At 43.4% G+C, this 14508-nt stretch carries 14 protein-coding genes; all 14 read left to right on the forward strand.

Annotation, left to right across the window (positions count from 1 at the left end; translation table 11 throughout):
• Nucleotides 1–3: 3 nt before the first annotated feature.
• Entirely contained in the window at nt 4–198 is a 195-nt protein-coding gene (locus SOW26_RS09715; protein ID WP_320652173.1) for a transposon-encoded TnpW family protein, read from the forward strand.
• A 162-nt stretch (nt 199–360) separates the two neighbouring features.
• On the forward strand, nt 361–1110 hold the full coding sequence (locus SOW26_RS07305; RefSeq protein ID WP_320652161.1) for a formylglycine-generating enzyme family protein: 750 nt from the start codon (nt 361–363) through the stop codon (nt 1108–1110).
• Nucleotides 1107–1475, forward strand: coding sequence for a DUF4180 domain-containing protein (locus SOW26_RS07310; RefSeq protein WP_270471548.1), 369 nt, complete (start codon nt 1107–1109; stop codon nt 1473–1475). The genes SOW26_RS07305 and SOW26_RS07310 overlap by 4 nt, the downstream gene beginning before the upstream one ends.
• Before the next feature lie 119 nt (nt 1476–1594).
• Entirely contained in the window at nt 1595–1915 is a 321-nt protein-coding gene (locus SOW26_RS07315; RefSeq protein WP_320652162.1) for a DUF3847 domain-containing protein, read from the forward strand.
• A 240-nt stretch (nt 1916–2155) separates the two neighbouring features.
• Nucleotides 2156–3616: a MobQ family relaxase gene (mobQ, locus tag SOW26_RS07320; RefSeq protein ID WP_320652163.1), complete on the forward strand. Its 1461-nt coding sequence runs from the start codon at nt 2156–2158 to the stop codon at nt 3614–3616.
• An 80-nt stretch (nt 3617–3696) separates the two neighbouring features.
• On the forward strand, nt 3697–4338 hold the full coding sequence (locus SOW26_RS07325) for a DUF998 domain-containing protein (protein ID WP_276959844.1): 642 nt from the start codon (nt 3697–3699) through the stop codon (nt 4336–4338).
• A 59-nt stretch (nt 4339–4397) separates the two neighbouring features.
• Nucleotides 4398–4808, forward strand: a complete 411-nt coding sequence (locus tag SOW26_RS07330) for a DUF3795 domain-containing protein (RefSeq protein WP_276959843.1) — start codon at nt 4398–4400, stop codon at nt 4806–4808.
• A gap of 304 nt (nt 4809–5112) precedes the next feature.
• Nucleotides 5113–6420, forward strand: coding sequence for a CobW family GTP-binding protein (locus tag SOW26_RS07335; protein ID WP_320652164.1), 1308 nt, complete (start codon nt 5113–5115; stop codon nt 6418–6420).
• 20 nt (nt 6421–6440) lie between these two features.
• Nucleotides 6441–7382 carry a TIGR03943 family putative permease subunit gene (locus SOW26_RS07340; RefSeq protein ID WP_320652165.1) on the forward strand — a complete coding sequence of 314 codons (942 nt, stop codon included), beginning with the start codon at nt 6441–6443 and terminating at the stop codon, nt 7380–7382.
• Nucleotides 7383–7549: 167 nt separating this feature from the next.
• Complete coding sequence (locus SOW26_RS07345; RefSeq protein WP_320652166.1) at nt 7550–8488, forward strand: hypothetical protein; 939 nt, start codon at nt 7550–7552, stop codon at nt 8486–8488.
• 36 nt (nt 8489–8524) lie between these two features.
• Nucleotides 8525–9364 (forward strand): PHP domain-containing protein, encoded by an 840-nt coding sequence (locus SOW26_RS07350; RefSeq protein WP_154476029.1) that lies wholly within the window; start codon nt 8525–8527, stop codon nt 9362–9364.
• Between the two features lie 6 nt (nt 9365–9370).
• Nucleotides 9371–10237, forward strand: a complete 867-nt coding sequence (locus SOW26_RS07355) for a putative ABC transporter permease (protein WP_154476027.1) — start codon at nt 9371–9373, stop codon at nt 10235–10237.
• A complete protein-coding gene (locus tag SOW26_RS07360) occupies nt 10209–10472 on the forward strand; it encodes a hypothetical protein (protein ID WP_154476025.1) in 264 nt (87 codons plus the stop codon). The genes SOW26_RS07355 and SOW26_RS07360 overlap by 29 nt, the downstream gene beginning before the upstream one ends.
• 355 nt (nt 10473–10827) lie before the next feature.
• Complete coding sequence (locus SOW26_RS07365; RefSeq protein WP_276959839.1) at nt 10828–14355, forward strand: N-acetylmuramoyl-L-alanine amidase family protein; 3528 nt, start codon at nt 10828–10830, stop codon at nt 14353–14355.
• Nucleotides 14356–14508 lie beyond the last annotated feature (153 nt).

Here is a 14508-nt window from a genome sequence, read left to right on the forward strand (position 1 = left end):
TGAATGGCAGAAAGTGAGAAAACAGACATCAAAGAAAAACCGACAGAAGAACAACCCCAACACCGAAAGCCCGACGGTATTCTAACAAAAAAGATAAAAGGCAAGACCTTTGTAACGGAGATATATTTTGATAAAAACAGCAAGGAAACATTTCAAGATAAACTATTAAAAATATTACAATCGGAACAGAAAGAATAAAAGAAAAAGATAATTTTTATATCCAACTTTTCTGTTCTTTTTCCGTATGTTCTGATGAATGCTTGAGGGTAAGTAGGAAATCTGACAGTGGAAAAAAGCCATTGAAAATGGTATAATATTAATCAATATAGATAAACAAAATTAAATTTACAGGTGTGAAAAATGGACTTGATGAGATATTTAAAAGAAAATATGGTCTTAATTCTGGAAGGTCAGGAGCTAATCAGAGATTTTGTAGATCCGGTCAAGTGGTTAAGTTCGGATTACAAAATGTCTATTCCCGGAATAAAAAAAGAAAAAATTGTTAAACAGGAATTAGTGATGATTCAATCATTTTTATTGTTAAAAACACCTGTAACTAATGAACTATATAATTATGTAATGGATACTGACTACAATATTCAAATAAAAGATTTTCCGGTGGTAAATATCAGTTGGATAGATGCAATTAAATTTTGCAATCTGCTTTCTGAAAAACTTTCATTGGAAAAGTGCTATACATTGAATTCTGCTTCGGAAAAAATTATATTTGATCATTCCAAAAATGGATTTAGATTACCAAAAGATGCAGAATGGCAATATGCTTGTAGAGGAAATGCAGAAGGATATCGATATGATAATATTGAAGATATTGCTTGGTTTGAAGAAAATTCGGATGGAAGATTACATGAAGTAAGAACAAAAAAAGAAAATAATTTTGGACTTTTTGATATGATTGGAAATGTTTGGGAATGGTGTTTTGATTTGTATGATGAAGAACGATATGGAAACTATCGCATTTTCAGAGGTGGGAGCTTTGCAAGCGAAAAGAGAGCTTGTGGCGTTACTTCAAGGAGAAAGAGTTTTCCGGATTTTAGAATCGATGATTTGGGATTTAGAATAGCAAAAAATAATTTGGAGGGAATTAAGTGAAACATAAAATATTGGAATCAAAAGATAAAACCAAAGTTGTACGAATTGAAGATAAGTCGATTGTAATATCAGATGAACAGTCATTTTTAGATTTGTTTATGACAATCGCTTATGAAACGGGAGAAAATAAATTTATCATTAGCAAAGATAATCTTACAGAAGAGTTCTTTCATCTCAGCAATAAAATCGCAGGAAATATTTTGCAAAAATTAATAAACTATAAAATGAAATTAGCAATTATAGGCGATTTTTCTAATCATGAGAGTAATGCTCTAAATGCCTTTATTTATGAATGTAATCAAGGGAATGATATATTTTTTGTTGAAAGTGAAATTGAAGCTTTAAATAGATTAAGTAATAGTTAGAATGATAAAATTTCAGCTCACATAACTAAGAATTTCATAAAATCTAACACAGGAACAGTAAATCAAAAAAGGTTTACTGTTTTTTCTTTGTCCAAAAACAGAAGAAAGGAAAACAGAAAATGAAAAACATAGAAGAAAAAATTTTAATGGCAGAAGAAGAGATTAAGCAGTTACAAAATAAAAGAAAAAAACTCATTAGTCAGCAGAAACAGGAAGAAAGAAAAAAGAGAGATAGACGCCTTTATGAAAAAGGAGCAGTCTTTGAAAGTATCTTTTCCGCAAGCAAAGACTTCACCAAAGACGAATTTTATCAACTAATTACATTCCCGAATATAAAAGAATCAGTCTATCAAAAAATACTAAAAATCATAGCAAAGCGAGAACAAAGTGAAAATCAAAATACAGAAACACAAGAGGAAGTAACGGAAACAGAGGAATAGTCCCTTGTTTACAAGGGCGCACTTATACACCCTAAAGGGTGTGTGCGTTCTCCGAAGGCTCTTGCAGAGAGCATATCAGCTAAACGCTGATACAGGGGAGCTACACTCCCCTACGGAAATAAATTTCCTACCCCTTGTGTACTTCCCAAAAGAAATCGGATAAAAAGCAATCCGATTTTTTTAGGAAGTCTTATCCATCGCCACATCAAAGTATCAGAAAAAGAGAGGAGGTGTTCTCTTATGGCAATATATCATCTCAGTATCAAAATTATCTCAAGAGGCAAAGGTAAAAGTGCAGTGGCAGCTTCCGCCTATCGAAGTGGCGAAAAGATAAAAAACGAGTATGACGGCATAGTCCATGACTTTACAAGAAAAGGAGGAATCGCCCATACCGAAATTCTATTACCACAAAATGCACCACAGGAGTTTTCGGACAGGGGAACATTATGGAATAGCGTGGAGAAAATCGAAAAAAGTAAAAACTCACAGCTTGCAAGAGAAATAGAAATTGCATTGCCTAAAGAATTAGACAGGGAAAAACAGATAGAACTTGTTAGGGAGTATGTAAAAGAAAATTTTGTAAATGTCGGTATGTGTGCCGATATTGCCTTACACGATAAAAATGACGGAAACCCACACGCTCATATTTTACTTACCATGCGACCGTTCAACGAAGATAAGACATGGGGAGCAAAATCAAAAAAGGAATATATTCTTGATGAAAACGGAGAAAAAGTAAAACTCAAAAATGGAAATTATAAAACAAGAAAAATCAATACAACAGATTGGAACGAACAAGACAAAGCGGAAGAGTGGCGAAAAGCATGGGCAAATATTATAAACAAATGTCTTGAAGAAAACAACATACAGGAAAAAGTCGATCACCGTTCTTATCAAAGACAAGGAATAGAACAAATACCTACCATTCATTTAGGTGTATCAGCAAGTCAAATGGAGAAAAAAGGCATAACCACAGACAGAGGAAACATCAACCGAGAAATCAGACACCAAAACAAGATATTAAAAGAAATCTCAAGAAGAATAAAAGCTTTGTTAAATTGGATAAGGGGAATTGGAAAAGAGGAAAAAGTAGAAACTGATAATCTCAAATCCACCCTCCCACCTAAAGAAAATCTGCTATCCGTCTTTGAAAATCTTATCCATAAAAACGCAGATAACTATAATACAGATTTAGAACAATACATTGAAAGCTATCAGTACCTAAAAGAGAAAAACATCACCTCCCTATCGGAACTGAAAGAAAGCATAGTTACTTTAAGAGATAAGAATTACAAGACCACAAGAGCTATTAAAGATACCGAAAAGAAAATAGATGACAGAGTACAACTTATCGACCAAGCCGAGAAATATTTGAAACATAAAGATACCTACAAAGCCTATGCTAAATTAAAGAAACGCAAACAGGAAGATTTTTATAACGAGCATACCACAGAGATTATTTTATTTGAAAGTGCCAAGAGATTTTTGAAAGAGCATTTAGGCGGAAGCAAGACCTTAAATATATCCAACTGGAAATCGGAAGTAACAGCCTTGAAGAAAGAAAAAGATAGTCTGTATTCTCAAATCATAGACCTACGGAAAGAAGTGGAACAAGCTGAAAGTGTAAGAAGCTGTATAGAGAAGTTACAACAAGAAAACAGAGAACTATCACAGGTAAAGAAGCAAGAATTAGACCTGTAAAAAATGACTAAAAAATGGTATAATATTACAAACATCGAGTAAAACAAATTAGAATTTGCCCACCCGAAAGGATACCTAAAATGATTGGTTTAATTGATAGCTTTATCTTCAATATTCTTTTACTGATAACCATACTTGGTGAGTTTGTCCTCCCTTGGATTTTGAAACATTTTTATATAGGGTACAACAGCAAAACAATGGTTATGAGTGTTTTAGGAAGTCCCGAAAGCCCTGTAAGATGGATTTACAATGCTTGGCTTGTGTGGTTAGGTGCTTTTTTGCTGCTTGCTTCAGTTGTAATTTTTAAGAACAATATCACCGTTTCAAGTGTGTTGGCAGTATTAACATTTATCTCGATTTCCGCTTTTGCAGTAGGAGCAGGAATACTGTCGGGAATATTTAGCGTAAATGAGTCAAAAGAAAAGGTTACAATAGCCTCTAAAATTCATGGTGCAGGCTCTGCTATTGGGTTTATGACTTTATTATTTTTCCCTTTGCTACAGTGCATTTTAGCTTTTAAGAGTAATGATATTATACAAGGCACAGTTTGCGCAATTTCATTTGTGTTGGCAATGTTATTCTTTGTATTTTTTATCATGGGAGACAAAGACAATTTTAAAGACACAGCATTTTCATATGAAGGTCTATGGGAAAGGTTGAGTCTGTTTTTTATGTATGTTCCCTTTCTGTATATAGCAATAGATAATCTTTTTATAGTTTAGTAAATTCCAATATGTCGAACAGTTAGGAAAATTAGAATTTGATGAAGGAGGTGACAAATATGATAATGCCAGAAAAAATTGATATAAGTATGTTTGCTCCATGTGGAATGAATTGTAAAGTTTGTTATAAGCACTGTTACCATAAAAAACCTTGTGCCGGGTGCTTGAATAGTGATAAAGGAAAACCTGAACATTGTCGTAAATGCAAAATAAAGGATTGTATCAAAGCAAAAGCATTATCATATTGTTTTGAGTGTACGGAATATCCATGTAAGTGGATTAAAAATCTTGAAAAAAGTTATAACAAACGGTATCAAACAAGCCTTACAGAAAATAGCCGTTTTGTTCAAGCACAAGATTTGGAGCAGTTTATGGAACAACAGAAAATAAAATATACTTGTCCTAAATGTGGCGGAATTATTTCTATTCACGATAGAGAGTGTAGCGAGTGTCAAGAAAAAATGAGATAGCAAAATCCCAGTTTGTCTAATTGAATATAACAATTTGAGAAACAGTAAATCAAAAAGGTTTGCTGTTTTTTGTTGCTTAATTTTCCAAAAACGTCCATAAACATAAAAAGGCACTTGACAAAACGCTCTCTGGGGAATCTCTCATTACCGGACGCTTTGCCAGGATAGGAGATTCTTCCGGGATTCTAAAAGGATTGTGAAAAAAGCATGAAGAATCGTACAGTGTCGAAGATTTGTGGTAAAATGAGTTATGTCACACCATAAAGTTAGTATCAAGTAACCAATGGCAAAAGGAGAGTTTTTTATGATTCGGGTAAATATCATTTCAGGATTTTTGGGAGCAGGCAAGACCACCTTTATCAAACGGCTGATTCAGGAAGCCTTTCAGGGGGAAAAGCTGGTTTTGATCGAGAATGAATTTGGAGAGATCGGGATAGACGGAGAATTTTTAAAAGATGCGGGAATTGAGATCACGGAGATGAATTCTGGGTGCATCTGCTGTACATTGGTGGGTGATTTTGGAAAGGCGCTGCGGCAGGTGATGGATACCTATGCGCCGGACAGGATCCTGATCGAACCGTCCGGCGTGGGAAAATTGTCAGATGTAATAAAAGCGGTAAGGAATCTGCAGGAGGACGAGATTGTGATAGAGGGCGCTGTGGCGGTCGTAGACGGGAAAAAGGCAGAGCTGTATCTGGAAAATTTCGGAGAATTTTATGAGAATCAAGTGAGGCATGCAACAACAGTGGTACTGAGCCGTACACAGATGATGGAAGAGGAAGCTGTCAAAAGATGTGTATCTGTTCTGCGCCGCATCAACAGGGAGGCGCCCTTTGTTACCACAGAATGGAGCAAATTAGGAAAGGATGCACTGCTGGGGGCGCTGGAAGGGAATCGGGAGCCGGAAGGATTTCTGAGAGCAGAGGAGGCACATGCGCACGGAGAGTGCTGCAGCTACGGACACGAAGGGCATTTTCATGCAGAAGCATGTGGCCATGGACAGGGAGAAACGGGTACCTGCAAGGGAGAGCATGACTTGGAAGAGCACGGGAAAGGATGCTGTGGGCATGGGCACCATCACTCGGAAGGAGCATGCGGTCACAAACATCCGGAAGAGCAGAAAGGATGCTGTGGTCATGGGCACCATCACTCGGAAGGAGCATGCGATCACAAACATCCGGAAGAGCAGAAGGGATGCTGTGGGAATGGTCGCCATCACTCGGAAGGAGCATGTGATCACAAACATTCGGAAGAGCAGCAGGGGTGTTGTGGCCATGGACACCACCATCACCACCGTCATGCGCACGATCATCACCATCACCACCATCATCATGCAGATGAAGTGTTCACAAGCTGGGGGAAAGAGACGGTGCACAGATATACAGAGGCGGAACTGGAGTTTCTTTTGAAAGCGCTTTCGGAGGCGGAAGGATATGGGACGATCCTGCGGGCCAAGGGAATCTTGCAGATGGAAGACGGAGGGTGGAAGCAGTTTGACCTGATTCCGGGAGAATATGAAGTAAGAGAAGGAAAAGCAGACTATACGGGCAGATTCTGCGTGATCGGAACAGGATTGGCAGAAGAAGAACTGGGACGGCTGTTCTGTGTGTAGCGTAGAAGGAAGAGGAAACGATGAAAAAACCGGTATTTGTGTGTACAGGGTTTTTGGACAGCGGGAAGACGACGCTGATCAGAGAAACTCTGATGGAGCAGGAATGGATGGAAAAAGGCAGGACGCTTTTGATTCTCTGTGAAGAAGGAGAAGTGTCTTACCCGGAAGCGTACAAGAAGGAAAAAGAGATCACGCTGGTAAGAGTCAGGGATTTTTCGGAATTGACACCGGAGATGCTGAAAAAATGGGACAGAAAGCAGGAGCCGGTACAGGTGATTCTGGAGTTTAATGGAATGTGGAGTCTGAAAAATCTGACGGCTGTGCCATTTCCAGAGAACTGGGAACTGCAGGGAGTCTATTCAACAGTCAACGGTCAGACGCTGCAGCTGTATCTGGATAATATGCGGAATCTTCTAATGGAGCAGTTATTGCTGTCCGATCTGGTGGTGGTAAACCGGTGCGGAAAAGAGGTCAACCGTTCGGGCTTCCGCCGGGCTGTGAGGATCCAGAATCCTGCGACCCAGGTGATCTTTGAGGATCTTGACGGAAAGATCATTCAGGAAACAAAAGAAGATCTTCCTTACAGGACGGACGGGTCCAGGATCGTTGTGGAGGATGATGACTTTGGCATCTGGTATGCAGACGCCTATGATCATCCGGAGCGGTATCAGGATAAGGAAATCGAGTTTACAGCACAGAGCTTCCGAACGGAAAGAATGGCAGAGGGAATCTTTGCTCCTGTGCGTAAGATCATGACCTGCTGCGCGGCAGACGTGAGGTTTTATGGATATCCCTGCAGATACGACAGAAAGGTTTCCATAAAAAACGGAAAGTGGGTGCGGGTACGGGTAAGGTACGATTTCCAGCCGACGGGAGAAGGGGGCCAGTACCAGCCGATCCTGCATCTTTTACAGATAAAACCGGCAAGAAAACCAGAGCAGGAAGTGGTATACCTGGGATAGGGATGGCAGAAAAAGCGTGTGCGGCAGACCGGATCATACATCTGTAAAAAGCACAGACTGATTTTTTCATGGAAAAAATCTCCGGATAATGGTATAATGGCGTTTCAACAAAAGAAATTATAAGAGGACGGCGTAAAAGCCGGAGGAACAAAGGAGAGAAAATAGAAATGGATCAAATGATAGAACAAGGGAAGTCTTTGCTGTTTGAGCTGGTTCCGTCCAGCCGCAGCATAGGAGGAGCTTTCACACAGGTCGTACTGGCATCTGCAATCATAAGCATTGTAGTGGGATTGTTGTTGTGCTTTTTTGGATATAAGCTTTTCCGTATCTTTGCTGCTTTGTCGGGCCTGATTGCAGGAATGGCAGCAGGGAGCGCAGTTGTTTTGCTGATGAATCTGGAAGGGACCACAGCTACGGCAGTGATCCTGGGCAGCAGCGTACTGCTGTGCATACTTTGTGCAGTGTTTCGGAGGATCGGAGCCTTTGTCCTTACGGGCGTTTATGGAATGGCGACGGTAGCCGCCATACAGATGTTCTTCGGAAGGAGCGCTGAGATCGTCGTTTTGATCGGAGCGGGGATCATCACGGTGCTGGCTGTGCTGGCGGCAATCTTTCTGACACCTATGATCATGACGGTGACAGGTATTGCCGGCGGACTCATGACAGGCACTTCACTGGTGTTTTTGGCAGAACAGGTTTTGGACATCACTCTGCAGCCCATCGTAGGATATGCGGTAGGAGGGATTCTGGCAATTCTCGGAATCTGGATTCAATTTATCCTGCACTCCAGGAAAGTAGGACGGCACGAAAAAGTTTACGCCAGAAAGATCAAAGAGGAAGAATCCAGAGAGTCGGAAATTGAACAGGCAAGAAGGATCCTGGAGGAAGACGGCACAGAGGAGGAAAGCCTTGAAGATTCCCAGGAGATTCTCCTTCTGGAAGGGGAGGAGCTGGAACAAAAGACAGTATGGTCAGAAGAGGAAGCAGAGGAAAAAGAAGGGGTAGAAGGAGAAAAGAAGACCCGCAAGAAAAAGGCGGGGAAAGAAGAAGCGGGAGAGAAGGAGAGCCAGGAAGAAGAATTTGTCATTTTTGATCTGGATGACTAGAATACGCATGTCAGAAGAGGAAAGGGGGAACCGTTCATGAAAATAGATATGCATTGTCATGTAAAAGAAGGTTCCGTTGACAGCAAAGTTGGTCTGGAAGAATATATTTCCACATTGAAAGACTGTGGATTTGACGGGATGCTGATCACAGACCATGACACCTATAAAGGTTACCGTTATTGGAAGGAACATATAAAGGGGAAACGCCACAAAGATTTTGTGGTGTTAAAAGGGATTGAATACGACACCTGCGATGCGGGGCATATCTTATGCATCATGCCACAGGAGGTGAAGATGCGGATCCTGGAGCTGAGGGGGCTTCCAGTGTCTATTTTGATCGATATCGTACACAGGCACGGCGGTATTTTAGGACCGGCGCATCCCTGTGGAGAGAAGTATCTTAGCTTTGCCACGACCAAGAGGTATTTCAGGGCGCCGGAGATTGCCAAGCGGTTTGATTTCTTTGAAGTATTTAATGCCTGCGAATCAAAAGAATCCAACGAAGGAGCCTCCAGGCTTGCCAGTCGATACAAAAAGGTGGGCATCGGAGGAAGTGATTCACATCGGCCGGACTGTATCGGTACAGGTTATACCATACTGCCCCGGAGGGTGACCTGTGAAACCGAGCTGATCTCTTTGATCAGGGAAAAGGCGCCTGTTGAGGCAGGAGGCAGGCTGTACGGAAAAACGACAAAAGACAAGATGGGAAGGGCCAATAAGATCTTGGTTTATTCTTTTTGGATCTACAATAAAATGGGGGAAATCATTAAAAGGAGAAAAAGAAGGCAAAAAGGTGAGATAGAAAATCCGCTGAACGCCATCGATCCCATAGAGATCCCTCTTCTTGAAAATGGAAAACACAAGAAAGCGGAGTAGTTGTTCATGAGGGTATATGAGTTTATTTGGTATTTTTTTGCTTACGGGATCCTGGGGTGGTGTGTGGAGGTCATGTATGCCACAGTCGTACAGAAGACATTTGTCAATCGCGGATTTTTAAACGGCCCTATCTGTCCCATCTATGGAGTGGGGGTTGCGGTGGTGCTGCTGTTTTTAGAACCACTGCGGACGAATCTTTTACTTTTATACATAGTGGGGACGGTTCTGGTGACTGTCATTGAAGGGATCACGGGCTATGTGCTGGACAAGCTGTTCCATCACAAGTGGTGGGATTATTCCAATCGTCCCTTCAATATCGGCGGATATGTCTGCCTTTTGTTTTCCCTGATCTGGGGAGTAGCACTGGTGGCGATCGTCCTGCTGATCCATCCGGTGATACAAAAAGGCGTTCAGTTAATCCCCACCACAGTAGGGCTGGTGTTGCTGGTACTGTTAACAGGTGCGCTGTTAGCCGACCTGTATGTGACGGTGGCGGGCATCCTGAAGCTGAATAAAAAGCTGGAAGCCATGGAAAAGATCGCGGCAGAATTGAAGGTGCTGTCCAATAAAGTAGGAGAAAGTCTTTCGGAAAATGTTCTGGATACGCTGGAAGTGCAAAAGGAAGGGAAGAAGAGACTGGAGGATGTGCAGGCTGAAGGAAGAAAGAAACTGGAAGAAATGCAGCTGGAGGGCAGAAAGAAGCTGGAGGATGCGCAGGCCGAGCTGCGGAAGCGCTACCAGGAGATGATGGATTACAGAAGCAAGGTGGGGAACCGTCTGCTGAAAGCTTTTCCGAAGATGCAGTCCAGAGAGCATCAGAGTATGTTGAACGAATTAAAAGAGTATGCCAGAAACAGGAAGTGGCATCGGTAGGAGCGGGATAGGCGAGATCTACAAAAACGGATTGAAATATGGGTTGTGGTGTGGCTTCTATGGCTGTATTTTGCTCGCATTTTTTTCCAAAGAAAAGATTTATAAGTATGCGGCTATCATTATGAATCTGACTGTCATTCTGCTTTGTACAGTCGGAGCTTTGATGGGTGGGATATACGGACTAGGGATCATTCTGCTTCATATGCTGATTCCGTTTTATTCAGCGATATTCTAACGCTGATCATACAAACAACCGCAAGTTTACCATGTCCGGAATAAATGAAACAGCAAATCATAATGGTTTGTTGTTTTTTTATTACTCGGAATGGAAATGAATAGAAGAGAAGAATAAGGGGGAAAAGCGTCAATCAATCAAAAAAGATATTTTACAAAACGTTTCCTGGGACACCTGTTGGGGCATTTCAAAAAAGAACAACCCCACATATAGAAAATACAAATAAATAAGCTGATATACAAAAAAAACCAATAAGCAAATGCATTGAAACGGTGGAGAGGGGTCAAAGAATCCAGTATAATGGAAGAAGTTCTCAGAGCGAGAAATTCAAGAAGACAAAACAGGAGGAGAGAGAATGAAAAAGAAGATCATCAGTCTGCTGCTGGCAGGAGCCCTTGTGTTTTCACAGGGAAGTCTGGTATTTGCAGCAGGAGGGGACGATACACCCCCGGAGAATGCAGGAGAGGTGCGTGCGATCGCCAGTCTTACGGATGTGCAGGAAAAGGAGCGAACGACGCTGTCTGATGAAAGAGTACAGGTGGTGTACACGGTTACCGGAACAAATCTTGGAGCCATCGGTGTAAAAGCAAGGATCAGTGCCAACGGCAGAGAGTTTACGCCGGAAGAATGCTCTATCCAGCAGACCGGAAGTGACACGGAGAAGACGGTGACGGTGGTGGTGCCTGAGAACACAGACATTTATGCGGCAAATTATGCCGTGCAGTTCTGGCCGACAGAGGACACCAGCGGGTACCGGGCGTTTCAGAAAACGATCAACTTGCCTGCGCCGTCGGTGGATGACAAGACCAAAGTAACGACCATTACCAGCGGCCTTCCGGTAGTTCCCAGTGCGGGAGGTAATGTGGATATTACCATCACGGGAGAAAAGCTAAAAGAAGGAACGGGAGTAGCTTTTGAGGCGCCGGACAAACTGGATATTACGGCGGATTCTCAGGAAGTTACCTTCTCTGCGTGGGAGGTGCGTCCCTCAAAAGTGGTGTTTACGGCGAAGCTTCCGGCCAATACAGAAGAGGCGGATAAAGTGTATACCATTACGGCAACGCCAAAGGATGGGGGAGAAGCAAAATCCGTTCAAATCACAGTAAAAGGTACAAATTCTGCCGTAGAAATCCCTAAATCCGTATTAACCGGTTTCGTGGATGTAGGTACCGGTAAAGAGACGGTGGAGATCACACATGAAGGCGGCCTTAGAAATCTGAGATTAAGAGGAGCAGATCTGGATAACAGTAACAACGGTCTGATGACCAGTGAGGCGCCCAACGGCGTTCAGATTTCTGCATCGGATGAGGCGGTGGAGCTGAGTGGATGGATGACGTCTGCAAAGTATGTAATGTTTGATGCTGTCTTTCCGGAAAACAAGACGGATCAGGACAAAACCTATATCATTACGGCAACGCCAAAGGCGGGGGGAGAGTCCAAGACGGTGACGGTGATAGTGAAAAAGGCGGAAAACGTGACACCGGAGCCGGTACTACTTCCGGTAATCACGAAGGTGGAGGTGGATCCGGCCAACGTAGAAGCAAAAGGAGGGCCGGTAGACTTTACGGTAACGGGAGAAAATCTGACGAAGGACAACTACACAGCGGCAGTGAAGGTATTTGAAGATGGAGCAGAAACTTCCGCAGTGGTAGTAAGCCCTATCAAGATCAACGTTGAAAATAACGGGACGAAGGGGAACGGAGTAATGGCGATTCCCGAAAATAAGACCAATAAGGAAAGGGAATATCGTCTGACCGTAACACCGACGATAGAAGGAGCGTCAGGGCAGACAGCAGTTGTCAAGCAGGCCAAAGGGGAAGGGACGGAGGAACCCATACCGGAACCGGCCAAGGCTGAGATTCAGAGAATGCAGGTAAAATCCGGCGCAGAGCTTCCGGCAGAGGGCGGATCGGCTGTTGTCAATATTTTGGGAACCGACCTGGACAGCCGGGAAGAAGAACATACCAATGAACCGGATGGAATTACAGTATCAGTGGATCCATCTGCAGAGATTGCCTATACGACAAAACAGACGAAGGTAGTGGCCACGTTGAGATTGCCTGCAAACGAGGCGAAAGAAGATAAGACCTATACCGTTACGGCAGTACCCAAAACAGGCGGAGAATCCAAACAGGTTACCATTGTAGTAAAAGGGAAGGAAGAGGTTACGCCTCAGCCGGTCGATGCTGTGATCACAAAAGTAACGGCAGACAAAACCCGTGTAAGTGCAAAGGGAGAGCGTGTAGACTTTACAGTGGAAGGAGAAAACCTGACAACGGAGAACTACACAAGGGAAGTGAAGGTCTTTGAGGACGGAGTAGAGAAAAAAGATCTGACAGCAAAGACAATCATGATTTCCGCTACAGAAGGCATGATAGCGATTCCTGAAAACAGGACAGAGAAAGAAAGAGAATATCGTCTGATCGTAACATCTGTGAAAGAAGGCGCAGAAGCAAAGACGGTATCTATCCTGCAGGATGGGTATGTAGAAGAAGTGACTACAGTAACGGGTGTAACGGTAAAATCCGGTGCAGAGCTTCCGGCAGAGGGCGGACAGGCAGTCCTGGAGATAGAAGGAACCGCTTTGGACAGCCTCGGGATCAGTCACTTCGATATGCCGGACAATATTACCATTAAGGCAGATCCCTCCGGAGAGCTGATACCTGACTTTATGACAACGGCCCAGAAGGTGACCATTACATTTGAATGCCCGAAAAATGATACGAAAGAAGATAAAACCTACACGATCACTGTGGCACCGAAAACAGGCGGGGAATCCAAACAGGCAACTATCGTGGTGAAGGCGAAAGAGGAAGCACAGGTTCCGGTGATCCGTGACGTAAAGACCTGCTGCAAAGAGGTAAAAGCAGAAGAAGACTTTATCATTGTGACGGCAGTGGGCGATCATCTGACAAAGGATAACTGGGACGCAGTGGTGGAAGTTTATGAGAAAGATACCGAAAATAAGGTGGACGGCGTTTCTGTAAAAGTAGAAAGACACGAGAAACCGGAGAAGGTGATCGTGCGTGTTCCGGCAAATACAACCGGAAAGGAACTGGAATATCGTATTACCGTAGCATTAAAGGCAGAGGGGGCGCAGACTTTCCTGCGTAAAGTGACACAGCCGAAAAAAGAAGAAGAAAAGGCCGGCTGGAGAGAAGACAGCGTTGGAAAATGGTACCGGTATGCGGATGGGACTTATCCAAAGGCGCAGATCGCGGAGATTGAAGGAGAAATGTACTACTTTAATGCCCAGGGATATCTGGAGTGCTGCCGCTGGGTACAGGCAGATGGCAACTGGTATTATCTGACTTCTGAAAGCAAGGCGCAGAAGGGCTGGGCAGGAATCGGAGGAAGCTGGTATTTCTTCGATAAAAAGACTGCTAAGATGCAGACCGGCTGGGTACAGGATGGAGATACCTGGTACTTCCTGGATGGAAGCGGAGCTATGAGGACCGGCTGGGTACAGACAGGAGGAAGCTGGTACTTCCTGGACGGAAGCGGAGCCATGAAGACCGGCTGGCTGCAGGACGGCGGAAAGTGGTATCTGCTGGCAGAAAACGGAGCGATGCGGATCGGCTGGGCCAAAGACGGAGATACCTGGTACTTCCTGGATGGAAGCGGAGCCATGCAGACCGGCTGGGTACAGGACAGTGGCAACTGGTATTTCCTAAACGGAAGCGGAGCCATGCAGACCGGTTGGGTACAGACGGGAGGAAGCTGGTATTTCCTGAATGAAAGCGGAGCCATGCAGACCGGCTGGCTGCAGCAGGGAAATACCTGGTACTATCTGAAAGCAGACGGCTCTATGGCAGCCGGCACCGTGATCAATGTAGGTGGGACCAACTATCGCTTTGCCGGAAGCGGAGCATGGATCGGATAAGGATTGAATAAGGATCCGATGATTCCCCGAAACTGACACGAAACTGATATAAAACATCAAAGAGACTTCTAAGGGCAGGTGGGAGCTTGCTTTTGGGAGTCTCTTTTGCATAATTTAATCAACCTTTGATGAGAAAAGGCTGTTTGGCATTCT

It is taken from the genome of Suipraeoptans intestinalis, assembly GCF_034091795.1.
Lineage (GTDB): Bacteria > Bacillota > Clostridia > Lachnospirales > Lachnospiraceae > Suipraeoptans > Suipraeoptans intestinalis.

What these genes read in the sequence shown, in the direction of transcription:
- SOW26_RS09715 (WP_320652173.1), top strand. Translation starts at nt 4, where the DNA reads ATGGCAGAAAGTGAGAAAACAGACATCAAAGAAAAACCGACAGAAGAA.
- SOW26_RS07305 (WP_320652161.1), top strand. Translation starts at nt 361, where the DNA reads ATGGACTTGATGAGATATTTAAAAGAAAATATGGTCTTAATTCTGGAA.
- SOW26_RS07315 (WP_320652162.1), top strand. Translation starts at nt 1,595, where the DNA reads ATGAAAAACATAGAAGAAAAAATTTTAATGGCAGAAGAAGAGATTAAG.
- mobQ (WP_320652163.1), top strand. Translation starts at nt 2,156, where the DNA reads ATGGCAATATATCATCTCAGTATCAAAATTATCTCAAGAGGCAAAGGT.
- SOW26_RS07325 (WP_276959844.1), top strand. Translation starts at nt 3,697, where the DNA reads ATGATTGGTTTAATTGATAGCTTTATCTTCAATATTCTTTTACTGATA.
- SOW26_RS07330 (WP_276959843.1), top strand. Translation starts at nt 4,398, where the DNA reads ATGATAATGCCAGAAAAAATTGATATAAGTATGTTTGCTCCATGTGGA.
- SOW26_RS07335 (WP_320652164.1), top strand. Translation starts at nt 5,113, where the DNA reads ATGATTCGGGTAAATATCATTTCAGGATTTTTGGGAGCAGGCAAGACC.
- SOW26_RS07340 (WP_320652165.1), top strand. Translation starts at nt 6,441, where the DNA reads ATGAAAAAACCGGTATTTGTGTGTACAGGGTTTTTGGACAGCGGGAAG.
- SOW26_RS07345 (WP_320652166.1), top strand. Translation starts at nt 7,550, where the DNA reads ATGGATCAAATGATAGAACAAGGGAAGTCTTTGCTGTTTGAGCTGGTT.
- SOW26_RS07350 (WP_154476029.1), top strand. Translation starts at nt 8,525, where the DNA reads ATGAAAATAGATATGCATTGTCATGTAAAAGAAGGTTCCGTTGACAGC.
- SOW26_RS07355 (WP_154476027.1), top strand. Translation starts at nt 9,371, where the DNA reads ATGAGGGTATATGAGTTTATTTGGTATTTTTTTGCTTACGGGATCCTG.
- SOW26_RS07360 (WP_154476025.1), top strand. Translation starts at nt 10,209, where the DNA reads ATGCCAGAAACAGGAAGTGGCATCGGTAGGAGCGGGATAGGCGAGATC.
- SOW26_RS07365 (WP_276959839.1), top strand. Translation starts at nt 10,828, where the DNA reads ATGAAAAAGAAGATCATCAGTCTGCTGCTGGCAGGAGCCCTTGTGTTT.